Here is a 24802-nt window from a genome sequence, read left to right as displayed (position 1 = left end):
TTCCGCGCGAAGCAGACCAACAAATATCTTCCGGTGCGGAAATGGCAAATCCTTTCATGGCAGTCGCCCGATTCATGACGAAACCCGTGGCGCTTGGCGCCGCCGGCTTCATCGGAATCGCCGTGGGCGTGATCGGATGGGGCGGCTTCAATACCGTCATGGAGGCGACCAACAGCCTCGAATTTTGCATCTCCTGTCACGAGATGAGAGACAACGTCTACCAGGAGTATAAGAAGACCATCCACTACTCCAACCCGGCCGGCGTCCGTGCAGTGTGTTCGGACTGCCACGTGCCGAAGGACTGGACGCACAAGATCATTCGCAAGGTGCAGGCCTCGCAGGAGATCTGGGGCAAGTTGACCGGCACGATCGATACGCCGGAAAAGTTCGAGAGCAGGCGTCTCGAACTCGCCAAGCACGAATGGGCGCGCATGAAGGCGTCCGATAGCCGGGAATGCCGGAACTGCCACTCGTTCGAGGCCATGGATTTCGCTCACCAGAAGCCCAAGGCCGCCAAGCAGATGCAGAAGGCCTATAAGGACGGCGGCACCTGCATCGACTGTCACAAGGGTATCGCTCACAAGCTGCCCGACATGTCCGGCGGCTTCCGTTCCATGATGAAGGACCTCAAGGCCGCGGCTCTGAAGGACGGCGGCCGCGCCGAGAAGAGCTGGGTGCTCACCACGTCGCCGGCCTGGGGTGATGCCGAAAAGGCTGCCGCCGGTGGCTCAGGCGAAGGCCGCCTCCTGCCGGCCGCGCCCGTCACGGTGCTGAAGGTCTCCGGCGATTTCGCCCAGGTCCGCGTCGATGGTTGGCAGCAAGCCGGTGCCGAACGGCTGTTCGTCGCCTTGCCCGGCAAGCGCATCATGCTGGCTGCCGTGTCTGCTCCGCTCGCGGAGACGGCGCAGGTGAAGTCGACCCGTCATGATGACGAGACCGACCTCGACTGGAAGGAGGCCTCGATCGTGTTGTGGACAGCGAAGGCCAACCTCGTCGCCGATCAGAAAGCGTTGTGGGCCTATGGCGCCGAAATGTTCGATGCGGCCTGCGGTGCCTGCCATTCCGCCGCGCCTCCGAACCATTTCCCGGCCAACCAGTGGGCTGGCATCGTCAACGACATGAAGGCGAACACCGCGCTCGATGACGACGAGGTGCGCATGCTGCAGGCCTATCTGCAGAACCATGCCCAGGACGTGGCCGGTCACTGACCGTACTCGCCCGGCGCAGCCCATCGCTCCCGTTCGCTGCGCCGGTTGCTCTTGACCGGAGAGATCATCCGATGACGTTGAGATCCGATTCCCTTCAATTCGCCGACTGCCTCACCGAGTTGGCCCGTCTGTTCGGCGCGCCGCTCGAAGAGGTTGAAGTCGCCGCGCTCATCGCAAACCAGCGTTTCGACGCACTGCACGTGCTCGACTGCGATCCGCGCCATCACCCCGATCTGTGCGGCGCGATCTCTGCCGTGACTTCGGTCGGCGATGCCGCTGCTGCGACATCGCTCCTCAACGCCGCTTTCTGCCGGCTCTTTCTCGGCCTCGGCCCGAGCGCCGCGACATTGCCGATCGAGTCGGCACATCGCGGCAATGGTCGACTGTTTCAGGAGCCGGTCTCGATCATGAGCGACATGCTCGCCGCCCACGGGCTCTGTCCGTCGAAGAACTTCACCGAACCTCCGGATCACCTCGCCATCGAGTTGTCGCTGCTGGAGCAATTGATCCGGCTGCAGGCGAGTCTCGTCGAGGTTGACGAGCGCGCCGCGATCTCGACGCTCTGCCGACGCCTCGCCGAGTGGACACCCGATTTCGCCGCGGCCGTCGCCGCGAACGATCCGACCGGCTTCTACGCCGCGCTCGCCCGCATTCTCGTTCGACTGCTCGAGGACGCCGTCCTCGATCTTGCTCCCGTCGCCTGAACCGGAGGACATCATGACCGCGCTATCCCGTCGCTCTTTCCTCACCTCCGTCGCCGGTGTCGGCGCCGCGGCGCTGCTTGGCCGCCCGGCCTTCGCTGCTCCGACGGGTCCCGGGGAATTCCTGTGCACCTCGACCTTCGGCGCCGCATGGGCGACGGTGAAGGACGGTCGTGTCGTCAGCCTCCGTCCGTGGGAGAAGGATCCGCATCCCTCGCCGCTGCTCGATGGCGTGCTCGACAGCCTCTATTCGCCGACCCGCATCCGCTATCCAATGGTCCGGCGTGCCTATCTGGAGAAGGGACCGGGAGCGGCACCAGAAACGCGCGGCACCGACGACTTCGTGCGCGTGCCCTGGGAAAAGGCGCTCGATCTCGTCGCTGCCGAGATCAAGCGCTGCCAGGATCAATATGGTCCCTGGTCGATCTACACCGGCACCTATGGCTGGGGTCATTTCGGCCGCATCGCCAATCCGCAGTCGGCGCTGAAGCGGCTGATGAATCTGGTCGGCGGCTCGGTCGTCTCCTCCTCGAACTACTCGAAGGCGGGCATCGAGGCGATCATGCCCCACGTCGTCGGCTCGATCGACGCCGAGGGTCCGCAGACCTCGCATCGCTCGATCATCGACAACACCGACTTCATCGTGTTCTGGGCCTGTGATCCGCTCAAGACCAATCGCATTTCGGCGTCGATTCCGGATCATGGCGAATGGACCTGGTTCGAGGAGATGAAGAAGGCGAACAAGAAAGCCCTGTTCATCGACCCGGTGAAGACCGAGAGCTGCAAGGTGCTGGGGGGCGAGTGGCTGCCGGTGCGGCCGCAGTCGGACACCGCACTGGCCTTGGCGCTCGCCCATACGCTGCTGACCGAAAAGCTGCACGACGTCAAATTCCTCGCCGAATACACCACGGGCTTCGAGCCGTTCGCCGACTACCTGCTCGGCAAGCCCGACGGTGTGGCGAAGTCGGCTGACTGGGCCGCGCCGATGACCGAGATTCCAGCCGATACCATCCGCGATCTCGCCCGGCGGCTGGTCAAGGGCCGCACCATGCTGGTTTCCGGATGGTCACCACAGCGACAGCATCATGGCGAGCAGTTTCCCTGGGCCTTCGTCACGCTGGCCGCGATGGTCGGTCAGATCGGTCTGCCCGGCGGCGGCCATTCCCAGCTCTATCACCTCTACAATGGCGGCACCGAGGTCGCGGACGCGCCCTCTCTCGGAGGCTCGCTGCAGATCGGCAAACGCAAGGAGATCAAGCCCTGGCCGAAGGAGAAGGGCACCACGATCATTCCGTGCGCCCGTGTCGTCGACATGCTGATGAATCCGGGCAAGGAATACGATCACCAGGGCAAGAAGTTCGTCTATCCGGACGTACGCATGACCTATTGGGTCGGCGGCAATCCATTCGCGCATCATCAGGATCGCAACCGGATGATCGCAGCGTGGCGCAAGTTCGAGACCTTCGTCGTCCAGGATTTCCAGTGGACCGCCTCGGCCCGCTTTGCCGACATCGTGCTGCCGGCGGCGCATTGGTGCGAACGCAACGACATCGAGACCTTCGGGCTGCATGCCCGCAAGGCGATCATGGGCATGAAGAAGATGGTCGAGCCGATGGCCGAGGCGCGCGACGACTACGACATCTTCGTCGAGCTCGCGACGCGGCTGGGCGTCGAGCCGGAGTTCTCCGAAGGCAAGACCACCGGCGATCGTGTCCGCGAGGTTTATGACGCAGCCTTTGAGCAGGCCAAGGCCAAGAAAATCGAGATGCCCGACTTCGCCACCTTCTGGAACGGCAGTTGCGTCGTCGAATTCCCGGTCAAGGACAAGGCAGCCAAGCGGGCCAAATACGCGCAATTCCGCGAGGACCCGCTGCTCAATCCGTTGCCGACGCCGTCGGGCAGGATCGAGATCTATTCGAAGACGATCGAGAAGTTCGGCTACGACGACTGCCCGCCGCATCCGACCTGGCTGGAGCCGCTCGAGTGGCTCGGCCAGAAGGACAAGACGCATCCGATGCATCTGGCCTCCAACCATCCGATCAGCCGCATGCACTCGCAGTTCAACGGCACCAGGCTGCGCGAGAGCTACGCGATCGCCGGGCGTGAGCCGTGCTGGATCTCGGCGCAGGACGCGGCTGCGCGCGGCATCAAGACCGGTGACGTCGTGCGCGTCTTCAACGGCCGCGGCCAGTGTCTCGCCGGCGCGCTGGTCACCGAGGACATCCGCCCCGGCGTGATCCAGCTTCAGGAGGGCGCCTGGTACGATCCGGTCGAGCCCGGCAAGCCGGGCACGCTGTGCCGCTACGGCGATCCGAACGTCCTCACCCCGGACATCCCGACCTCCAAGCTCGGCCAGGCCACCGCCGCCGCGACCTGCATGGTCCAGGTCGAACGCTGGGCTGGAGAGACGCCGAAGGTGAAGGTCTTCGATACGCCGCAAAACGCCTGACGGACGGACGCCATCCGGCGTCCTCCCCCCACTGCCGTTCGCGCGTCACGCGACGGCCTCCTATCGCTCGATGGAGCAGCAAGATGGTCCCGCTTCCCACCCACGCTCTCACCCGCCGTCGTTTCCTTACCGCCGCGAGCACGTTGGCCGCCTCCACGGCGTTGTCGCCTCTGTTCGGCGCGAATCCGGCTGCCGCAGCTACGCCCGACGGCGAAATCCTGAGCTGCTCGAATTTCGGCGCCTTCTGGGCCAAGGTCGAAGGTGGCCGCGTCGTCAAGGTCAGGCCTTGGGAGGGCGACCCCCATCCGATCGCGACCATCGAGGGGGCCGTCGACCTCGCTTATTCGCCATCGCGCATCCGCTATCCGATGGTGCGCCGGGCCTGGCTCGAAAAAGGCCCCGGAGCTGAACCGGAGACAAGGGGGCGCGACGATTTCGTTCGCGTGTCCTGGGACAAGGCGCTCGACCTCGTCGCCGCCGAGATCAAGCGCTGCGCCGCGATCGGTCCGTGGTCGATCTACACCGGCTCCTATGGCTGGGGCCATTTCGGCCGGCTGTTCAACTCGCAGACCGCGCTGCGCCGGGTGTTCAACCTGATGGGCGGCTCGGTCGGCTCGACGTCGAACTACTCCAAGGCGGGGCTCGAGGCGATCATGCCCTATGTGCTCGGCCAGATCGACGCCGAGGGTCCGCAGACCTCGCACCAGACGATCCTGGACAATACCGATCTCATCGTGTTCTGGGCCTGCGATCCGCTCAAGGACAACCACATCTCGACCAACGTGCCCGATCACGGCGAATACGGCTGGTTCGAGGCGATGAAGAAGGCCGGCAAGAAGGCGATCTTCATCGATCCGTTCAAGACCGAGGGGTGCAAGATCCTGTCCGGCGAATGGCTGCCGGTGCGCCCGCATTCCGACGTGGCGCTCGCGCTCGGCATCGCGCATGTGCTCATCACCGAGAATCTCGCCGACAAGAAGTTCCTGGCCGACTACACCACGGGCTGGGAGATCTTCTTCGATTACGTGACCGGCAAGAAGGATGGCACGGCGAAGACGCCGGAATGGGCGGCCGAGAAGACCGAGATCCCGGCCGCGACCATCCGCGATCTCGCCCATCGCTTCGTCAAGGGCCGCACCATGCTGGTGTCCGGCTGGACGCCGCAGCGCCAGCAGCATGGCGAGCAATTCCCCTGGGTGTTCGTCACCCTGGCCGCGATGGTCGGTCAGATCGGCCTGCCTGGCGGCGGCTTCTGCCAGCGCTATCATCTCGACAATGCCGGCGCGCCGCAGGCCGACAGCCCGGCGCTGTCGACCACGATGCAGGCCGGCAAGCGCAAGGAGACGATGCCTTGGCCGAAGGAGAAGGGCGCCGAGACGATTCCTGTCGCCCGCATCGTCGACATGCTGATGAACCCCGGCAAGTCCTACGAGCACAACGGCAAGACCTTCATCTATCCCGACGTCAAGATGACCTACTGGGTGGGCGGCAATCCGCTGCATCACCACCAGGACCGCAACCGCCAGGTCGCGGCCTGGAAGAAGTTCGAGACTGTCATCGTCCAGGACTTCCAATGGACCGCATCGGCCCGCTTCGCCGACATCGTGCTGCCGGCTGCGACCGGGCTCGAGCGTGAGGACATCGAGGGGCTGGGTGTCGTCACCCGCAAGGCGTATTTCGCGGTGCGCAAGGTGATCGAGCCGCTCTACGAGTCGAAATCCGACTACGTCATCTTCCAGATGCTGGCCGAGAAGCTCGGCATCGAGCCGGAATTCTCCGAGGGCAAGAGCGAGCTCGACCGCGTCAAGGAGGTCTATGCCGCCGCGCTCGACCAGGCCAAGGCGAAGAAGATCCCGATGCCGGACTTCGATGCGTTCTGGAAGGCGGGCATCGTCGAATTCGCCACGCCCGAGAAGAACCTGCGGCGCACCAAATACGCCCAGTTCCGCGAGGATCCGCTGCTCAATCCGCTGCCGACGCCATCGGGCAAGATCGAGATCTTCTCCAAGTCGATCGAGAAGTTCGGCTATGACGACTGCCCGCCGCATCCGACCTGGCTCGAGCCGGTCGAATGGCTCGGCTCCAAGGCGACGAAATATCCGCTCCATGTCAATTCGAGTCATCCGGACTACCGGCTGCATTCGCAATTGAACGGCACCAAGGTGCGGGCGATCTATGCGGTCGCGGGTCGCGAGCCCTGCACGATCAACACGCGGGATGCGGCGGCACGCGGCATCAAGACCGGTGACGTCGTGCGCGTCTTCAACGACCGTGGCCAGTGTCTCGCTGGTGCCGTCGTCTCCGACGACATCCGCCCCGGCGTGATCCAGTTGCAGGAAGGCGGCTGGTATGACCCGGTGAAGGCCAATGAGCCGAACGCCTTGTGCAAATATGGCGACGTCAACGTGCTGACGCTCGACATCCCGACCTCGCGGCTCGCCCAGGCGACTTCGGCCCACACCTGCATGGCCGATGTCGAGCTGTTCAAGGGCGAGGCACCCAAGGTCTCCGTCTTCGACACGCCGAAAAACGGGTGATCGCACCTCCACCGGGAGCGGTTCGCCGCTCCCGGTGTTCGGTCGTGAAGGGGGCTCCATGTCCATCATCGGTCGTCTCGGCGGGCTCAGGACGAGGCACGCCCTGGCCATCCTGGTTCTCGGCATCGCGCTCATGATCGAAACGGCGCCTCCGGCCGAGGCGGCGCGGCTACGCCTGCGGGCGACGATGGAGCGCTACTCCGGCAATCCGGCCTATCTCGCGGTGTATGTGACCGACGCCAAGGGACACTTCGTCGCGACGGTCCAGATCTTCGGCGATAAGGTCCAGTACTATCCGCACCTCTCGCGCTGGATCCGCGCGGTCGGTCCGCAGAGCGTGCCGCTCGACGGCATCACGGGCGCCTCCGTCGGCGCCGGGCGCGGGCTCGATGTCAGCGTCGAGATCGCCGACGCGCTGATTGGCGTCGGCTATCAACTCCGGGTCGATGCGGCCGCGGAGAACATTGCCGACAATGCGGCCGAGATCATCCTGCCGCTCGAGCCGGCCGCGGCCGGCATCGATGCGACCGGCCGCGGCCTCGTCGCGCGCTTGCGCTTCGAGATGTGATCACAGCGGCGGGATCGGGGGATGCTGGCACGTCAATTCCATCGCTGGCTTGGCCTGATCGCCGGCCCCTTCCTGGTGGTTCTGGCGGTTACGGGTTTCATGCTGGCGATCGATGCGATAGCCGAGCAAAGAGCGCGACCGGCCGAGGCGCCTGCCGGTCTCAGCGTCGCCGAGTTCACCGCCAGCCTCGCGCGCCACGGCTCGCTCGAACGGCTTGTGGTGACGCCTGCGGGCGCGATCGTCGCTCAATTCACGGCGCCACGCCGCCGCGCCGTGGTCGACCCGGCCGATGGCTCGCTTCACCCGGTCGTGGAGGCGGGCGATCCGATCAGGATGGCAACGGAAGTGCACCGCAGCTTGATGCTCGGCGGTCCCGGCCGCGTCATCCTTGCGCTCGGCACCGCCGCGGGCCTGCTGCTCACGGCAACCGGGCTCTTGCGCCTGCGGCGTGGTGAACGTGGCGATGGGACGGTCCGGCGCCTGCATCGCCGCCTCGGCCTTGTGTTTGCTCTGCCTATCGCCGTCTCCGCGGCAACGGGGCTCGGGCTTGCCGCCGTCGCCGTCTTTCCGCTCGAGGTCGACGGCGTTCGGCCGGCCTTTCCGGCAATGCTGACCGAAGGCGACCGCCTGCCGGTCGCCGCCGTCGAGGCGCTCAGGGCGGTCGCGGTCCGCGATCTCGAAGAGCTGGTGCTGCCGCGCCCCGACGATCCCGAGGATGGCTATTTTCTCGCGACTGCCGATGCCTATGCGTGGATCGATCCGGTCGACGGCCGGATCGCTGCCACGCGCCAACGCCCTGCTGTCCACCGGCTTGCGACCGCGATGCTGCGCATCCACGCGGGGCGCGGCGTCATGGCGACGGCTGTCCCCCTCGGTCTGGGCGCCGTTGCGGTCGTGGCGCTCGGTCTCACCGGCCTCAGTCTCGTCGATGGCGTATTCCGTCGACGGCGGCATGTCGTCAGCGGTTCATCCATCGAGGCCGATACGATCATTCTCGTTGGCAGCCAGCGCGGCACGACCTGGAGCTTTGCCGAGCGGCTCGCGGCGCAGCTGGTTGAGCTCGGGCACAGCGTCGATCTCGCGGCGATGAACAGCCTGGCCTCAGCCTATCCGAACGCCGCCCGGCTCTTGGTTCTGACGGCGACCCACGGCGTCGGCGAGGCGCCGGTCTCTGCCGCCCGCTTTCTCGATCGCCTGCCGCACGCCAAACTGCCGCCCGCCTTCGCCGTGCTCGGGTTCGGCGAGCGCGACGCGGTGGCATTCTGCGGATTTGCCGAAGCGGTCCACACCGTCCTGGCGGCCGCGGGGGCAAGCCCGATCCTGCCGCTCCATCGCATTCATCGCCGTAGCGAAACCGACTATGCGGCCTGGGTCGAACGGCTGCTCGTCGCGCTCGGCACGAAAGCGATATCGGGATGACGACGCGTGCGCGAACCTTGAGCAGTTCGCTGGAGCGCCGGGTAATCGGTGGTCCGGCGATGGGCTCGCGCTGGTCGGTCATTCTGTGGGTGACAAGGGATTGCGACCTGTCCGATCTCACCGCGCGCCTCGCGGCCCGCATGGCCGGGCTCGAAGCAGCGTTGTCGCGCTTCCGCGCGGATTCCGAGGTGGTCGTCCTCGACGGCGCACCTCTCGGTGAGTGGCAGCCGGTGTCGCGAGATCTGGCCGAGGTCGTTGCCGTTGGCCTCGATGTCGGCCGCCGCTCCGGCGGGGCCTTCGACATCGGGCTTGCGGCGGAGGTGGCGGCTTGCGGCTTCGGCCGCGGATGGGCAGGAAGCGGCGCAAGCCGGAGCCGGGCAGTTCCGGCGCACAAGGCGATCGAGATCGATTTCGCCGGGCGGCGGATCCGCAAGCATGCTCCCGTCTCGCTCGATCTTGCCGGCATCGCCAAGGGCTGGGCGGTCGATGAACTGTCCCGCCTTGTCGGCGAAGCCGGCTTTGCCTGCCATCTCGTTGCACTCGATGGCGAACTGCGTGCGGGCGCTGCGCAACCTCGAACGCAGCGTTCCGGGACATCGCCTTGGATGATCGGTCTCGAAGCGCCTGCGTTCGGCCGCCGCACGGTGATCGGCCGCATCGATCTGGTGGATCGCGCCGTCGCGACGTCCGGTGACAATCGGCGCTTCGGCGCGCGTGGCGGCCACTCGATCGACCCGGCGACGGGGCGCCCCGTCGCCGATGGGCCGGCATCGGTGACCGTCCTGGCCGCGACCTGCATGGCCGCGGACGCCTGGGCCACGGCGCTCATGGTCCGCGGCCGGAATGGCCTCCCCGCAGCGCAGGCCGTCGGCGTTGAAGCGCTGTTCGTGACGCGCGAGCCGATCGCGATTCCGACCGCCACGCCAGGCCGCGATCCGCAGGTCTCCGGATCGAGCGCGGGGTGCCGTGTCCGGATGCCGTCGTCGTAGATCCCGACGTGGACATCGGTTCCCGTGAACTCTTCCCAGATCTTCTGAAGTCGCCGAGGAGGATGTAGTTCATCGGATTGTAACTGAGCGTCCGCCGCGATCGCGCGCATGAAAGATGGTGACGATATATTTGATCCCAGGCTGCGAGAGATTGTAGAAAAACGACGTGGCGGAGCGGCCTCTACACCAACGAAAAGTGCACGTATCTGGTGCGGCGAGGCAGAAGCGACAAAATCAGAGCGAGCAAGCCGTTGAAATCACTGGTGGGCCCGGCAGGACTCGAACCTGCAACCAGACCGTTATGAGCGGGAGCGTATTGAACAAGTTCGTTGATTCTGCAGCAATTTCATTCGATTTCGAGGACGTCCGCTCCATTTCGTTCACATTGATTCTGGTGCGAAACTGGTGCGGTAGGAAAACCCGAAAATCAGTCGCTGACCAGATCGAGCAAGCGAGCGCCGAAATCCTCGCCTACAGCCAGGCCCCGGAGCTTTCGACCCGCTTCGCGAGTTGAGCCAGATGCTGACCTTTGAGGATTGCGATGAAGTCTGAAGTCCCAACTCTGGATTTCCTGAGATTCCGCCGCGCGTTCGCGAGAGAGCCGATCAGTAACTCTGGGACGTTCTCGAAAAGCCCGGAGAGAAAATCGTCCGGGGTCATCGCGCGAAGACCGAACTTCGTGATCTCGCGCTCTGGAAAGTCGCGCAAGTTCCAGGTCAGAAGGAGCGATGCCTTGGCTGCGATTGCCGCGGCGACGACATGTCGATCGTCTGGATCAGGCAGGGTCACATCCGGAATGTGCCCCTCGTATCCGGAGATCGTCGCAGCCGGGAGCGCGTCATTCATCAATCGCCGCGTGACCTGCAGACGTGCGATCGGGATCGCCGACGCATCAGCCGCCAGGTTGCGGATCCACTCGTCATGGATGGCGTCGGTCCAACGTGCTTCGACGAGCCGGTCGACCGCGGTCTGGACGACAATGTTTCGAAGGTGAAAAGGATACAGAATGCAGGCGTCGAAGATCGCGACCGCGGGCTCAAACGCCATGGCGCTCGAGGTCATCGGCGTCCTCGGCAAGCGCTTCCATCGCCGCCTGCTGGGCCTCGATCCGCGACTTCAGCGCCAGCACGTCCTTCAGCTTGGCGCGGCGGTGTTTGCCGACATATCGGAATGGCAGGTCACCAACGTCCATGCGGTGGACGACCAGCGGCCGAGAAATTCCCAGGATGTCCGCCGCATCGTTCGGGCTGAGTTCCTGGTTCTCGGCAAGGATGGCGACGCGTTCGCCCTGGACAAGGTGGCCGAGCGCAGTCTCAAGCAGCGCCGCCGCATTCGCCGGCAGCCTGATGACCTGATCTTCGCCCGACTTGCGGCGGACCCGGACTTCGACCTGATCGTCCTCGCCGAGCTTGTCGAAGGTCGTGGCCGCCTTACGGTCCTGGTCCGAGAGCTCGACGAATTGCAGCACGTGGGTGGTCATGGCCGGCTCCTTGCGAAGCCACAATATAGGCTTTTGTCGATTTAACTGCAATATCTGAAAATCGCCGGTCTTGACGATAGCTCATTTGGAGATTGGCGATAGAATAGGTAACCGGGGAAGCCAAAGTGACGCAAGACCGGTCAGATCCTCTTGGGGGTATGGCGCGCGGCCGTGAAATTGCAGCGGTCCGCGAGCGGTTGGCTCGGCTCGAATTTGAAAAGGCCGAACTTCAGGCAGATCTTGAGAGGTTGCTCTCCACTAAGGAACCCCGGACCAGCCTGCCTGCGGCCGGCGCCCCGTCTGTAACCAACGCATCGAGTCCCGCGGCCAAGATAGCTTTGTTTCGTTCGCTCTTTCGAGGCCGAGATGATGTGTTCCCCAAGCGTTGGGAGAATACAAAGACTGGCAAAGCAGGCTATGCACCAGCCTGCGCCAATGAATGGACGCCACGTATCTGTGGCAAGCCGAAAGTGAAGTGCGGCGAATGTCCGCACAGTGCCTTTCTCTCCGTATCAGATGACGTGATCGGTGGACATCTGCGCGGACACCATACCGTTGGTGTCTATCCCCTCCTGTTGGACGACACTTGCTGGTTTTTGGCTGTCGATTTCGACCAAGCGACGTGGATTAACGACTCGGCTGCTTTCCTGCAGGCGTGCGCGGCGCGCGGCATTCCCGCGGCGCTTGAGCGTTCGCGTTCCGGGCAAGGAGCCCATGTGTGGGTTTTCTTTGTTGAGCCAGTTCCGGCAACGATCGCGCGTCGGTTAGGGGCGCACCTGATTACGGAGGCGATGGAGCGCAATCCCGACATCGGCTTTTCGTCGTACGACCGCTTCTTTCCAAGTCAGGACAGCATGCCAGCGGGCGGCTTCGGCAACTTGATAGCGCTTCCCTTGCAACATGGTCCGCGCTCGGAATGTAATAGTCTCTTTCTCGACGAAGCGCATTTCGAGCCTCATACCGATCAATGGGCCTTCCTTGCGACGGTCAGGCGAATCACCCTTGCAGAGGCAACAGCCGTTGCCGAAGAGGCCGGGCGGCAGGGACGTGTCACGGGATTGCGTCTGCCCTTGGATGCAGAGGACGATGAGCCCTGGGCCGCGCCGCCTTCCCGCCGCAGGCCGGAGGCCTCCATTGCTGGACCGTTGCCCACGCGTATCGAGGCCGTGCTGGCCGATCAGATCTATATCCAGCGCGAAGGACTTCCCTCCGGGCTCGTCAATCGGATCGTGCGGCTCGCTGCCTTTCAAAACCCAGCGTTCTACAGTGCTCAAGCCATGCGGCTTTCGACGTTCGGGATTCCGCGAATTGTGGCATGCGCCGAATTGCTCTCGCAGCATATCGCTTTGCCGCGCGGCTGTCGGGAGGAAGTCGAGGCGCTGACGTCCGGCCTGAATGTAGAATTGCGCTGGCGCGATGAGCGGAACGGCGGTCATGGCATTGATGCTCGTTTCCTTGGAACTTTGACAAAGGAACAGCAAGAAGCAGCCTCGGCACTGCTACTGCACGACAATGGCGTGCTGGCAGCAACCACCGGATTCGGTAAAACAGTCGTGGCTGCGGCGATCGTTGCCGTACGTCGGGTCAGTACGCTCATCCTGGTGCATCGTCGCCAGCTTATGGAGCAGTGGGCTTCGCGTCTGCAAAGCTTTCTCCGCTTGCCGGCCGACAGCATCGGCCAGATTGGCGGGGGCGCGCGCAAGCCGACGGGCATCGTCGACATCGCTACCATTCAAAGCCTCACACGTAGTGGCATTGTGGATGATCTCGTCGCCGAATACGGCCAACTGATTGTTGACGAATGCCATCATCTTTCGGCCGTCAGCTTCGAGGCTGTGGCGCGCCGCGCGAAAGCAAGGTTTGTCCTGGGCCTCTCCGCGACCGTAACCCGGAAGGACGGTCATCACCCCATCATCTTCATGCAATGTGGTCCGATACGTTTCCGCGTTGATGCAAGATCCCAGGTTGCGGAGCGTCCATTCAGCCACCGAGTAGTGCCGCGTAGGACGTCTTTTGCACTTCCTGCTGCGCCTGAGCAGGAGCGTCAACCGATTCAGCAGGTTTACGCCGCCCTTGCGGCAGACGAGGCTCGTAACGCTTTGATCTTCAACGATGTCTTGCAGGCACTGGAGGACAAACGCTCTCCTGTTATCCTCACCGAGCGCAGGGATCACGCGTTGCTCTTGGCTGAGAAGATTGCTCGTTTCGCGCGCAATGTCATCGTCTTGACGGGCGGCGTGGGAGCTAGGCAGAGGCGAGCCGCGATGCAGCGGATCAGCGATGTTTCCGCGACCGACGAACGCGTGCTGATTGCCACGGGGCGATATCTGGGGGAAGGATTTGACGACGCCCGGCTCGATACGCTGTTTCTGGTGATGCCGATCTCATGGAGGGGAACGCTCGAACAATATGTCGGGCGCCTGCATCGGTCCTATGTGACCAAGCGCGAGGTCACTGTCTATGACTACGTCGATGAAGCGGTGCCCGTGCTTAAGCGAATGAGCGAAAAGCGGTTCAGGGGTTACAGGAGCCTTGGCTACTGGATCGATAAGGACCCGACGTCGTCTGGCGCTTCAGCGAAGTTGCCCATCTCATGAACATCGCGGCCTTATCAGAAGGGGGCAATGGTCGCCGCACCTTCGCCGGCCTATCCTTATCCTCGCTACGCTCTCCGATTTTGCGACCGTCGGCAGGCCGCGCTTCTAAAATTTGTATCCAGGGGTATGGTGGGCCCGGCAGGACTCGAACCTGCAACCAGACCGTTATGAGCGGTGGTATATTGTTCAGATTTGTTGATTTTGCTTTGTTTTGTTCAATCTTAACCGCATTCGTGACGGTTTGACCGCTTCGTTTCTGGTGCGAAACAGGTGCGGCTGAGGCGCAGCTCGACGTTCAGGCTGGCAACCCTGATGTAGCCAGCTAAGGTTCGATCTTCTCGCGTCTAGCATACTGAGCTTGCTATGCCGCATTACTGCCCGAGGCAGCAGATCTTCATTCCGCCATTCGGAGGGCAGATTTCTCGCGGCCCAGCAGGTCCGCCGGCGGCGGCAGATGTTCGGGGCAGTCCGACCTCAGGCCACATTATGCAGGCCGGCGTCCACGTAAATCGTGTCGCCGGTCATGCCGGACGCGCCGCCGCCGACCAGGAAGGCGACGACGCGGCCTATCTCGGCGATGTCAACCAGACGATGGCCGGGGCTGCGGGACAGGGCGGCTTCGATCAGCTCATCGAAATGGGCAATGCCGCTGGCGGCGCGGGTGCGCAATGGGCCGGGTGAGACGGCGTAGACGCGGATGTTCTTGTCGCCGAGCTCGGCCGAGAGATAGCGCACGGCGGCCTGCAGCGAGGCTTTGGCAAGGCCCATGACGTTGTAGTTGCTCACGACCTTGTCAGCACCGTAGTAGCTCATCGTCAGCAGCGCGCCACCGCTGGTCATCAGCGGCTCGGCGGCGCGGGCGAGCTCCAGGAACGAATAGACGGAGATCCGCATTGCGCGGGCGAAGCCGTCGGCGGAGCAGTCGATGACGCGTCCGTGCAGGTCGTCTTTCGGCGCGAAGGCGATCGAATGCACGACGAAATCGAGCCGGCCCCAGTCGTGCTTGATGCGCGCGAACACCGCCTCGAGCTCGCCCGGCTGCTCGACGTTGAACGGCAGCAGCATGCTGGCACCGATCTGTTCCGCGAGCGGCGCAACGAAATCGCGGGTGCGGGCGTCGGCATAGGTCAGCGCCACCTCGGCGCCAAAGGCGCGCAGCTTGGCGGCGCAGCCGAAGGCGATCGAGCTTTCGTTGGCGACGCCGATGACGAGACCGCGCAGGCCCTGGAGCATGTCGCTGATCCGGTCGTCGGGATTCCACACGGTCGCCAGCGGGTCGTGCGCAGTCTCGGACATCGCGTCCTCCTGTCAGGCGACGTCGCGGATCGCGCCGTTCTCCTTCAGCGGATCGGCCGAGACAGCGGCGAGTGCCAGCGGCGGCAGGCCGAGCGCCTCGCGCAGCCGCTGCAGGGTACGGATGGTGTTCGGCTCCATGTCCTCGACGCTGCCCGCGATGAACTCGACGACGTCGATGGCACGGTTGCGGTCGTCGACCTCGGGCAGCAGCTCGGCCAGCGTCTTGACCGCCTGCTCGGGCTCGAACTCGACGATGATCGACTGCTCGCGGATCAGTGCGGCACGGTGCTCGGCGCCGAGGGAGGCGAACGGCTCGTCCTTGGTCAGCACCTTGGCGGAGCGCTCCAGCCGGTCGCGGCGCACCGAGCCGCGCGACTCCGCGAGCAGGATCAGCATCCGGATCACCGCCTCCTCGAAGCCGCCCCGATCAATACCCAGCAGGATCGCCTGCGCCTCGGGCAGGAAGCGCAGCTCCTTCGGCTCGCGGCGGACGCGCTGGAAGGCATGGGTCGAGGCGATCGCGTCCATCCATGGCGAGCCGTAGATCGACAGGAATGCCGCTTCATAGAACGTGTCGCGGATGTCGCGGACCACGTCGAATGCCTGCACCACGCTCTTGGCCCATAGCTGCTCGATCGCAAGGAACGGATTGGTGGGCGCTGCCGGTGTCCGACACGTGCGCGCCTCGTCGGCCGCCTTGCGGACCGCCTGGGTCACGGCGTTGTCGCCGCCGAAGCCGCGCCGCGTGACGCGCGCCGGATGGGCATCGCGCATCAGCTTCGCCATCTCGTCGGTCACCATCGACTGCACCAGTGGCCGCGCGGTGAGGTCGTACAGCTCGGCGCCGAGCTCGGACAGCCGCGCCACCGCGGCAAAGCCGCGCTCCTCGCTGCGGTCATTGTCGTCGATCGCGAGGATGTCCACGATCTTGCGCTCGTGGAAAGAGACGTGAAAGCGCGCGTCGACGCCATCGCCGATCTGCTCGTCGATCGTCATCTCGTAGAGTCCGGGCGCCAGCGCCTCGATCGTCTTCATCGTCGAGGCTACCTCGGTGTGCTCCTTCCTGGCGATGGAGGACGACACGAAGATGCCGAGATGTCCGACCTTGTCGTGCACCATGTAGACGATGCGCTGGCCGCGGATGCGGATCTCGTGCTCGTCGGCATAGGTGTCGACGATCCAGTTCAGCGCCTGCTGCGGCGGGGTGATGTTATCGCCCCAGCTCGCGAACACGATGATCGGCGAGCGGATCGCCTTGAGATCGAGCTGGCGGCCGCGTTCGATGCGCGCCTCGCCGCGCGACAGCCGGTTGCCGATGAACAGCTGCTCGACGATCCAGCGGATCTCCTGCTCGTTCATGAAATGGAAGCCGCCCCACCAGCGCTCGAATTCGAGGAAGCTGGCGCGGCCCTTTTCGGGGTTGGTGTAGAGATCGAAATACTTGCCGAAATAGTTACGGCCGGGATTGAGCATCTCGAAGTTCGAGACGAGATGCACGCCGTCGAACTCGCCGCCGCCGAGATCGGACAGCACAAGCGCCGGCAGGATGCCGCCGAGCAGGCCGCCATTGTACCGCATGGGGTTCTCGCCGAGCCGTCCCGACCAATAGGCGACCGGCGCGCCGTTGACGACGAGCGGACCGGTGATGTCGGGATTGGCCGCGGCCAGCACCAGCGTCGCCCAGCCGCCCTGGCAATTTCCGACGATGATCGGCTTCGGCGCCTCGGGATGCCGGCGATGCACCTCGGCGATGAATTCCGCCTCCGCACGCATCACGTCCGCCAGCGTCTGGCTGGGCTCGGGATGCGGCCGGAACACGATGAAGTAGACCGGATGGCCGCCATGCAGCGCGACGCCGACCTGGCTGTCCTGCTTGAAGCCGCCGATGCCCGCGCCATGGCCGGCGCGCGGATCGATGATCACATAGGGCCGCTTCCACTCATAGGTGACGACGCCCGCCGGCGGCAGGACCTTCAAAAGCATGTAGTTGACCGGCCGGGCGAGGCTCTTGCCGTCGAGCGCGACCTCGTGGTCGTAGATCAGCACCGGCGGCGTGCCCGCCGCCTCGTGCTGCGCATCGTTGTCGGCGCGCTCGCGGAGCACGTCCAAGGTCATCACCATGCGCTGGCCGGCATCGATCCAGTAGTCACGGGCAAGCTCGAACAGATGCTGCTGAGCGGTGCTGAACGACTGCGCCAGCGCGGCGCCGTCGCTGATCAGCTCCTGCACCCGCTTGCCATGCTCGTGAGCGAAGCGCTCCAGATGTCGGCTCGCGCTGTGCGAGATGCGCTGCGTCTGGGTCGTGGTGATCTCGGCGGCGCCGAAGCTGCGGGCGAGGGCGGTGGCGGGGCTGTAGGGAGAAGACATTGGTGGTCCCTTTGGTCAGGCTGTCAGGCGCATCGGGTCCGCAGGGCTCTGCATCAGCCCCAGGATCTCGGCGGTGTGTTCGGCGATCATGCAATCTTCGTCGGTCGGAATGACGAGTACGGTCACGTGGGAGTCCGACAGGCTCACCGTCTGCGCGTTCCGCGCATTGGCGTCGCGATCGATGATGATGCCGAGCCAGTCCATGTCGCCGAGGATCTGCTCGCGCACGCGCCAGGCGTGCTCGCCGATGCCGCCGGCGAACACGATGGCGTCGACGCCGCCGATGGTCGCCGCGAGCCCAGCGATTTCGCGGCGCACTCGCGCAACGAAATAGTCGATCGCCTCGCGCGCCTCCGGCGCATCGGAGGCCTCGAGCTCGCGCATGTCGTTGGAGAGGCCCGACAGGCCCGTCAATCCGGAATCGTGATAGAGCAGATGCGTGATCTCGTCGGCGCTCATGCCCTTCTCGGTCAGCAGATATAGCACGACGCCGGGATCGAGCTGGCCGCAGCGCGTGCCCATCGGCAGGCCGTCGAGTGCGGTGAAGCCCATCGTGGAGGCGATCGAGCGGCCGTCGCGCAGCGCGCAGACCGAGGCGCCGTTGCCGAGATGGGCGATGATCACGCGTCCCGATGCCAGCGCGGGCGCCACGCTGCGCAGCCGTCGCGAGACGAATTCGTAGGACAGTCCGTGAAAGCCGTAGCGGCGTACGCCTTCGTCATAGAGCCGCCGCGGCAATCCGAACGTATCGGCGATGAACGGATGCTGGCGGTGGAACGCCGTGTCGAAGCAGGCGACCTGCGCCGCGTCGGGAAATGCATGCAGCGCCGCGGCGATCCCGGCGAGATTGTGCGGCTGGTGCAGCGGCGCCAAAGGCACAAATTTCCGCAGCCGCTGCACGGTGTCGTCGTCGATCACGACTGGCTGGGCATTATCCGGCCCGCCATGCACGACGCGGTGGCCGACGGCCACGACATGGCAGCCGCCCTCGTGGCGGCGGAGCCAATCGACCGCCAGCTCCAACGCGGCGCGGTGATCGATCGCGCCCCTGCGCGCATCGATCGGCTGCCGCTCGAACGGGCCGTCAGCCGGACCGGCGGTAAAGATCGTGTCGTCGCCGATGTCGTCGATATGGCCCCTGGCGACCGGTCGCAGCGCGGCTGCTACGATCTCATAGGCCGCAAACTTGATCGACGACGAGCCGGCGTTGATGGTCAGGATGATTTCAGTCATCGTCTACTCTGCCGCAAGCGCCTGCGCCGGCGCGACGAACGCGCGGCCCTCGCGGCGCCAGTGATCGTAGAGCTGCGCCAGCGCGCACGATGCGAGCCGCGCGCGGTCATTGTCGGCCCGGCTGGTCAGCATGATCGGCACGCGCGCGCCGACGACCAGTCCCGCCGCTTCAGCGCGCGCGACGAAGGTCAGCTCCTTGGCCAGCATGTTCCCGGCCTCGAGGTTCGGCACGATCAGCACATTCGCATGACCGGCAACCAGCGAGGCGATGCCCTTGGTCCTCGCGGCCTCCATATCGATGGCGTTGTCCATCGCCAGCGGACCATCGACGATGCCGCCCTTGATCTGGCCGCGCTCGGCCATTTTGGACAGCACCGCAGCGTCCAAGGTCGAGGGAATGTTCGGGTTGATGGTCTCGACCGCCGAGAGCACGCCGACTCTGGGACGATCGAGCCCGCAGGCCCGCGCGACATCGATCGCATTCTGGATGATGTCGACCTTGGCGAGCAGATCCGGCGCGATGTTGATCGCGGCGTCGGAGATGAACAGGATTTCGTCGAGGGTGGGAACGTCCATCGCGAAGACGTGGCTGATCCGGCTGTTGGTGCGCAAGCCGCCATCCTTCTTCACGATTGCCGCGAGCAGCTCGTCGGAATGGATCGCGCCCTTCATGATCGCGCTGGCTTCGCCGTCGAGAATCATCGCCACCGCGCGGGCGGCCGCGGCCCGGTGATCGGTCTCGGGCACCAGCGCCCAGCCGCTGATGTCGGCGTCGATCTCGCGCGCCGCCGCCGAGATGCGGTCGGGATCGCCGATCAGCACCGGATGGATCAGGCCGCGTTCGGTGGAGAGCAGGGCGCCGCCGAGCGAGTTGTGATCCTCGGGGCAGACGATGACGGTCTTGAGCGGCGGCAGCTGCGCGGCGAGACCGACCAGCTTCGCAAAATGATCGGCATGATCGACGATCAGCGCCGGCAGCTCACGGACAGGCGTCTCGATCGCGATCATCGGCGCGTCGATCTCGGCAAGTCCAGCGCACACGAGATCGCCACCCTGATCGGTGATCTCGGCGCGAAACACCGCCACCGGCTGCTCGCGCTTCTCACTACAGGTCACGGTGATGCGCAGGCGATCGCCGACATGCACACGCTTCTTGAATTCGAGCGATTGCGAGCGATACAAGGTGCCGGGGCCGGGCATGACGTTGCCGAGCACCGCCGAAATCAGCGACCCGACCCACATCGACGGCGCAACGACGTCTTTCGCGCCATGATTGACGCTGCCGTCGGGCACCATCAGCGGGTTGGTGTTGCCTGAAACATGGGCAAACAGGATCAGGTCCTGAACCGCGCATTTGCGCTCGATGGCTGCGCTGTCACCGACCTTGAGCTCAGCCCAAGTCTTGTTGCGGACGGTCGGGCTCATTTCGCGCTCCATTGCCGAAATTCGCATCCTCGCTGCGCCCCTTTGATTGAGCGAGGCATACGCGTGCTGCGGTGCATCAGCTATAGGACGCGAGCGTGACGGCTGATTGACTACCTCCATTGTCAATCGTTTTCAGCCGGGGTGCGACCGCTTGTCATCTGCGCTTCGCATCCGCGCTCCAAAATCGGGCTTCCTAGTTGTGGGGTCACGGGGAGAGCCAAATGGCCGATATTACTGTCAACCAAGCCGTCGGAGACGAGCGGCCGATCCAGCCGGCCGGGCGGCCCAATCTCGACAAGGGCTTCAACCCGCTGACGATGATCCTCTTCCTCGGCATCCTCGCCGCCGGATTGTTGTTCGTCGCCTACAGCATCTATGTCGATGTGGACGCCACCGGCGTGAAGGTCACGACCTATCTGCCTTACATGCTGCTGTTCATCGCGCTGCTGATTGCGCTCGGCTTCGAATTCGTCAACGGTTTCCATGACACCGCCAACGCGGTGGCGACCGTGATCTACACCCACTCGATGCCGGCCGAATTCGCCGTGATGTGGTCCGGCTTCTTCAACTTCCTCGGCGTGCTGCTGTCGACCGGCGCCGTCGCGTTCGGCATCGTCTCGCTGCTGCCGGTGGAGCTGATACTGCAGGTCGGCTCGAGCGCCGGCTTCGCGATGGTGTTCGCGCTCTTGATCGCCGCCATCGTGTGGAATCTCGGTACCTGGTATTTCGGCCTGCCGGCGTCGTCCTCGCACACACTGATCGGCTCGATCATCGGCGTCGGCGTCGCCAACGCGCTGCTGCGCGGCCGCGACGGCACCTCGGGAGTGGACTGGAGCAAGGCAACCGAGATCGGCTACGCGCTGTTGCTGTCGCCGCTGGTCGGCTTCATCTGCGCCGCCGCGCTGCTCTACATCCTCAAATTCCTGGTCCGCAACCCGGCGCTCTACGCCGCTCCCGATGGCCCAAAGCCGCCGCCGATCTGGATCCGCGGCCTCTTGATCCTGACCTGCACAGGCGTGTCCTTCGCGCATGGTTCGAACGACGGTCAGAAGGGCATGGGCCTGATCATGCTGATCCTGATCGGCACGGTGCCGACCGCCTATGCGCTCAACCGCACGCTGCCGGAATCGCACATCGCCAAATTCCAGGAGACTTCGCAGGCCGCGTCCAAGGTGATCGCCGCCAAGGCCGCCGGCTACAACGTGATTGGCGATCCGCGCCCGGCCGTGACGCTCTACGTCTCCCAGCGCAAGATCAACGAGGGCACCTATCCCTCGCTCGCCGTGCTGGTGAAGGATGTCGGCGAGCAGGTTCGCACCTACGGTTCGCTGAACAAGGTGCCGGCCGAAGCGGTTGGCAACACCCGCAACGACATGTACCTGGCGTCGGAGGCCATCCGCTTCCTGATGAAGGACAAGGAAAACGACCTCAACAAGGACGAGGTCGCGACCCTGAACGCCTACAAGGGCTCGCTCGACAGCGCCACCAAGTTCATCCCGACCTGGGTCAAGATCGCCGTCGCGATCGCGCTGGGCCTCGGCACGATGATCGGCTGGAAGCGCATCGTGGTCACCGTCGGCGAGAAGATCGGCAAGTCGCATCTGACCTATGCGCAAGGCGCGTCGGCCGAGCTGGTCGCCGCCGCCACGATCGGCGCCGCCGACGTGTTCGGCCTGCCGGTGTCGACCACCCACGTGCTGTCGTCCGGCGTCGCCGGCACCATGGCGGCCAACGGCTCCGGCCTGCAGATGTCAACCGTCCGCAACCTGCTGATGGCCTGGGTGCTGACCCTGCCGGCGGCGATCCTGCTGTCGGGCTCGCTCTACGTGATCTTCAGCCGGATCTTCTAAGATGCGCGCTGACCGGGCGGCGCTTGCAGCTGTGACGGCGCCGCCGCTGGAGGGGCTGGTGTGGGCCTTCCGCTTCACCGCGGACGGCACGCCCCAGCCGCTCGCCAACGACCAGCCGTTTCATCTCGATCACGACAGCTGGTATTGGCTGCACTTCAATCTGGCCGATGCGCGCGCCGTGCAGTGGCTTGGCCATGCCGAGCTGCCGCCGGCCGCGCGCGACCTGTTGCTGTCGAAGGACAGCTTTCAGCAGCTGCATGGCACCGAGGACTGCGTGCACGGCGTGATCGCCGATCTCGCGCGCGACATCGGCGGATCGACGGAGGAGGCGGGGCGGCTGCGCTTCGTCATGACCGAGCGTCTCTTGGTCAGCGGACGCCATCATGCCTTGCATGCGGTCGATGTCACGCGGCGGGCGCTGGAATCCGGCCAGCGCGTCCCCAGCGCAGCCGTGCTGTTCGAGCGCATCGTGGAAAATGTCGCCGAGGCGATGGAGCACATCGTCGATGGCTTCGAGCAGCAACTCGACGAGATCGAGGAGAAGCTGCTGTCCGAGGAGGGGGGCAACCAGCTTCCCGCGCTCGGCCGCCTCCGCCGCACCTGCATCAGAGTGCACCGGCATCTGTCGGAGCTGCGCGTCGTGCTGCATCGTTTCGACCGCAACGCGCCGGCCGACATCAGGCCGGCCTTGCAGGTGCGAGCCCGCAATCTCGCCGAGCGGCTCGACGGGCTCGACCACATGGTCGTCGAGCTGCGCGACCGCAGCCGCCTGCTGCAGGAGGAGCTCCATCTGCAGATGGAGGAGCAGACCAACAACAGCCTCCGGGTTCTGTCGGTGCTGACCGCGCTGCTGCTGCCGCCCACGCTGGTGACCGGCATCTTCGGCATGAACACCAAGGGATTGCCGTTCACGGACTCCGAGACCGGCTTCATCTCTGCCGTTGTGCTGATGGCGCTCGCCGCGCTCGGCTCGTATGTCTTGATGAAGCGCATCGGCCTGATCAGATAGTGCGGGCGTCGCGTGGCTTTTGGAGCGTCGGTCAGAGTGCGGGTCTCGTCGTTTGCGGTTGCATTGCTTGCAGCCTGCATGCTGTGGTCCGGGGCCCGGGCCGACGATCGAGCTACCGCGACGGGGCAACAGGATCTGCGGCAGCGGCTCGCTGCTTGGGGCATCCAGTTCAACCTGACCTATATCGGCGAGACCTTCGCCAACCCGGTCGGCGGCGTCCGCAACGGCGCTATCTATACCGGGCGGCTCGATGTCGGCACGACCATTGACCTGGAGAAGCTGGTCGGCTGGGGCGGCGCGACCTTCCACGCCAACGCCTTCCAGATCCACGGCGACGGCCTGTCGCGCAGCTATGTCGGCAATCTGATGCTGGTGAGCGGCGTCGAGGCGCTGCCGGCCAGCCGGCTCTACGAATTCTGGGTCGAGCAGGCGCTGCTCGGCGGCAGGCTTCAGGTCCGCGTCGGCCAGCAGCCGTCCGACATGGAGTTCATCGACAGCAAATATGACGACCTGTTCGCCAATTCGGCGCTGGGATGGCCGGGCATCACCGGCATCATCCTGCCGAGCGGCGGGCCATCGCCGCCGCTCGCGGTGCCCGGCGTCCGGCTCAAGGCACAGCTGACGGAGAAGCTCGTCGGCTATCTCGCGGTGTTCAACGGCGATGCGGCGCCGCCAGGCCCCGGCGATCCTCAGCTCAAGAATCCGCACGGCATCCTGTTCCGCGTGCAGGACCCGCCCTGGGTGATCGGCCAGCTCAGATACAATTTCGAGCTCGGTACGACAGCCTTGCCCGGCACGATCGCAGCCGGCGCCTGGTATCATTTCGGCTCGTTCGACAGCCAATCTCTCGACGCCGCCGGCCGATCGCTGGCCGATCCGCTCAGCTCCGGCGAGCCGGCGCGCATGCGCCGCAATCAGGGTCTGTTCGGCGTGTTCGAGCAGCTCCTGATGCGCAGCCCCCTGGATCCTGCGAAGGGCGCCGGCCTGTTCATCAGGACGTCGGTCAGCCCTTCCGACCGCAACCTCATCAGCTTCTATCTCGATGGCGGCATCCAGTTCAGCGGCTTCAGCGCGGCACGGCCGGACGACAAGTTCGGCGTCGCCGCGACCTACGCGCGGATCTCGCGCGACGTCCGCCGCTACGATCAGGATCTCCAGCTGTTCACCGGAATAGCGACGCCGGTCCGCGATTTCGAAGCCGTCATCGAGGCGAGCTACTCGTTCCAGGTCGCTCCCAACGTCGCAGTCCAGCCGATCGTCGAGTATGTCATGCATCCCGGCGGCGGCGCGGTCGACCCCAGCGATCCGACCCAGACACGGCGCATCCGCGATGCAATCGTGTTCGGCGTACGCACCACCGCGGCCTTTTGAGGGCCGATGCTCGCAAGATGCGGCGGCCGCTTCCGGGCGTGAAACTCGCAGATCCGGGCGCAATGTCATGGAGTTCGGAAAATAAAAAATAGACTTGCGTTTTTCCGGAAGATGTGGTTTTGTCCTCTCATCCCGCCTCATTCGGAAGGGGCGTTGCGCGCGATCGTCACGACACGCGAGGCGGGGATGCGATGGCCGCGAGAGCTCGCAGCATGTCCTCGTCGGGCGTGCGGACGAACGAGCATTTGCGGACGGTCAAGTCGCGTGGTCCTGGCCTCCCGAAGCTGAGGTCAAGTTCGCGCC

Annotated in this window: 17 protein-coding genes; 11 read left to right on the top strand and 6 right to left on the bottom strand. The window is 64.8% G+C overall.

The window, feature by feature from the left end; all coding sequences use genetic code 11:
- Positions 1 to 74: 74 nt before the first annotated feature.
- The 7 genes from ACQR1B_RS17850 to ACQR1B_RS17820 all read left to right on the top strand — a co-directional run bounded on the left by ACQR1B_RS17850 (position 75) and on the right by ACQR1B_RS17820 (position 9871).
- Entirely contained in the window at positions 75 to 1208 is a 1134-nt protein-coding gene (locus tag ACQR1B_RS17850) for a NapC/NirT family cytochrome c (RefSeq protein ID WP_434834653.1), read from the top strand.
- Between the two features lie 71 nt (positions 1209 to 1279).
- Complete coding sequence (locus tag ACQR1B_RS17845; protein WP_434834652.1) at positions 1280 to 1912, top strand: TorD/DmsD family molecular chaperone; 633 nt, start codon at positions 1280 to 1282, stop codon at positions 1910 to 1912.
- 13 nt (positions 1913 to 1925) lie between these two features.
- A complete protein-coding gene (locus ACQR1B_RS17840) occupies positions 1926 to 4358 on the top strand; it encodes a molybdopterin-dependent oxidoreductase (protein WP_434834651.1) in 2433 nt (810 codons plus the stop codon).
- 83 nt (positions 4359 to 4441) lie between these two features.
- A complete protein-coding gene (locus tag ACQR1B_RS17835) occupies positions 4442 to 6895 on the top strand; it encodes a molybdopterin guanine dinucleotide-containing S/N-oxide reductase (protein WP_434834650.1) in 2454 nt (817 codons plus the stop codon).
- A 58-nt stretch (positions 6896 to 6953) separates the two neighbouring features.
- The gene (locus ACQR1B_RS17830) at positions 6954 to 7463 is read left to right on the top strand and encodes a DUF2271 domain-containing protein (protein WP_434834649.1); all 510 of its coding nucleotides are present in this window, start codon (positions 6954 to 6956) and stop codon (positions 7461 to 7463) included.
- Between the two features lie 21 nt (positions 7464 to 7484).
- Positions 7485 to 8882, top strand: a complete 1398-nt coding sequence (locus ACQR1B_RS17825; RefSeq protein ID WP_434834648.1) for a PepSY domain-containing protein — start codon at positions 7485 to 7487, stop codon at positions 8880 to 8882.
- On the top strand, positions 8879 to 9871 hold the full coding sequence (locus tag ACQR1B_RS17820; protein ID WP_434834647.1) for an FAD:protein FMN transferase: 993 nt from the start codon (positions 8879 to 8881) through the stop codon (positions 9869 to 9871). Before ACQR1B_RS17825 ends, ACQR1B_RS17820 begins: the two co-directional genes overlap by 4 nt.
- A 471-nt stretch (positions 9872 to 10342) precedes the next feature.
- Here ACQR1B_RS17820 and ACQR1B_RS17815 read toward each other — a convergent pair whose 3' ends face one another.
- Positions 10343 to 10933, bottom strand: a complete 591-nt coding sequence (locus tag ACQR1B_RS17815; RefSeq protein ID WP_434834646.1) for a PIN domain-containing protein — start codon at positions 10931 to 10933, stop codon at positions 10343 to 10345.
- Positions 10908 to 11351, bottom strand: a complete 444-nt coding sequence (locus ACQR1B_RS17810; RefSeq protein ID WP_434834645.1) for a DNA-binding protein — start codon at positions 11349 to 11351, stop codon at positions 10908 to 10910. Before ACQR1B_RS17810 ends, ACQR1B_RS17815 begins: the two co-directional genes overlap by 26 nt.
- Positions 11352 to 11509: 158 nt before the next feature.
- On the opposite strand from ACQR1B_RS17810, the gene ACQR1B_RS17805 reads away from it, so the two are divergent.
- Entirely contained in the window at positions 11510 to 13948 is a 2439-nt protein-coding gene (locus tag ACQR1B_RS17805; protein WP_434834644.1) for a TOTE conflict system archaeo-eukaryotic primase domain-containing protein, read from the top strand.
- Between the two features lie 474 nt (positions 13949 to 14422).
- On the opposite strand, the gene fabI is transcribed toward ACQR1B_RS17805, so the two are convergent.
- Genes fabI through ACQR1B_RS17785 form a run of 4 tightly spaced genes read right to left on the bottom strand, consistent with a single transcriptional unit; the run spans position 14423 to position 20269 of the window.
- Entirely contained in the window at positions 14423 to 15244 is an 822-nt protein-coding gene (gene fabI / locus ACQR1B_RS17800) for an enoyl-ACP reductase FabI (protein WP_434834643.1), read from the bottom strand.
- A gap of 12 nt (positions 15245 to 15256) precedes the next feature.
- Positions 15257 to 17611, bottom strand: coding sequence for a DUF3141 domain-containing protein (locus ACQR1B_RS17795; RefSeq protein WP_434834642.1), 2355 nt, complete (start codon positions 17609 to 17611; stop codon positions 15257 to 15259).
- Positions 17612 to 17626: 15 nt separating this feature from the next.
- Positions 17627 to 18844, bottom strand: a complete 1218-nt coding sequence (locus ACQR1B_RS17790; protein ID WP_434834641.1) for an acetate/propionate family kinase — start codon at positions 18842 to 18844, stop codon at positions 17627 to 17629.
- Between the two features lie 3 nt (positions 18845 to 18847).
- Positions 18848 to 20269, bottom strand: a complete 1422-nt coding sequence (locus ACQR1B_RS17785) for a bifunctional enoyl-CoA hydratase/phosphate acetyltransferase (RefSeq protein ID WP_434834640.1) — start codon at positions 20267 to 20269, stop codon at positions 18848 to 18850.
- Between the two features lie 221 nt (positions 20270 to 20490).
- Here ACQR1B_RS17785 and ACQR1B_RS17780 point away from each other — a divergent pair, with 221 nt between their 5' ends.
- The 3 genes from ACQR1B_RS17780 (at position 20491) to ACQR1B_RS17770 (ending at position 24499) form a co-directional block, all read left to right on the top strand.
- Positions 20491 to 22119, top strand: coding sequence for an inorganic phosphate transporter (locus ACQR1B_RS17780; protein WP_434834639.1), 1629 nt, complete (start codon positions 20491 to 20493; stop codon positions 22117 to 22119).
- A gap of 1 nt (position 22120) precedes the next feature.
- Positions 22121 to 23128: a transporter gene (locus ACQR1B_RS17775; protein WP_434834638.1), complete on the top strand. Its 1008-nt coding sequence runs from the start codon at positions 22121 to 22123 to the stop codon at positions 23126 to 23128.
- 78 nt (positions 23129 to 23206) lie between these two features.
- Positions 23207 to 24499 carry a carbohydrate porin gene (locus ACQR1B_RS17770; protein ID WP_434834637.1) on the top strand — a complete coding sequence of 431 codons (1293 nt, stop codon included), beginning with the start codon at positions 23207 to 23209 and terminating at the stop codon, positions 24497 to 24499.
- The last annotated feature ends 303 nt before the right edge of the window (positions 24500 to 24802 follow it).

Source organism: Bradyrhizobium oligotrophicum (assembly GCF_051168495.1).
Classification (GTDB): Bacteria; Pseudomonadota; Alphaproteobacteria; order Rhizobiales; family Xanthobacteraceae; genus Bradyrhizobium; species Bradyrhizobium oligotrophicum_A.
The sequence above is the reverse complement of the archived record's forward strand: the minus strand, read 5'-3'. Positions and strand labels throughout refer to the sequence as shown.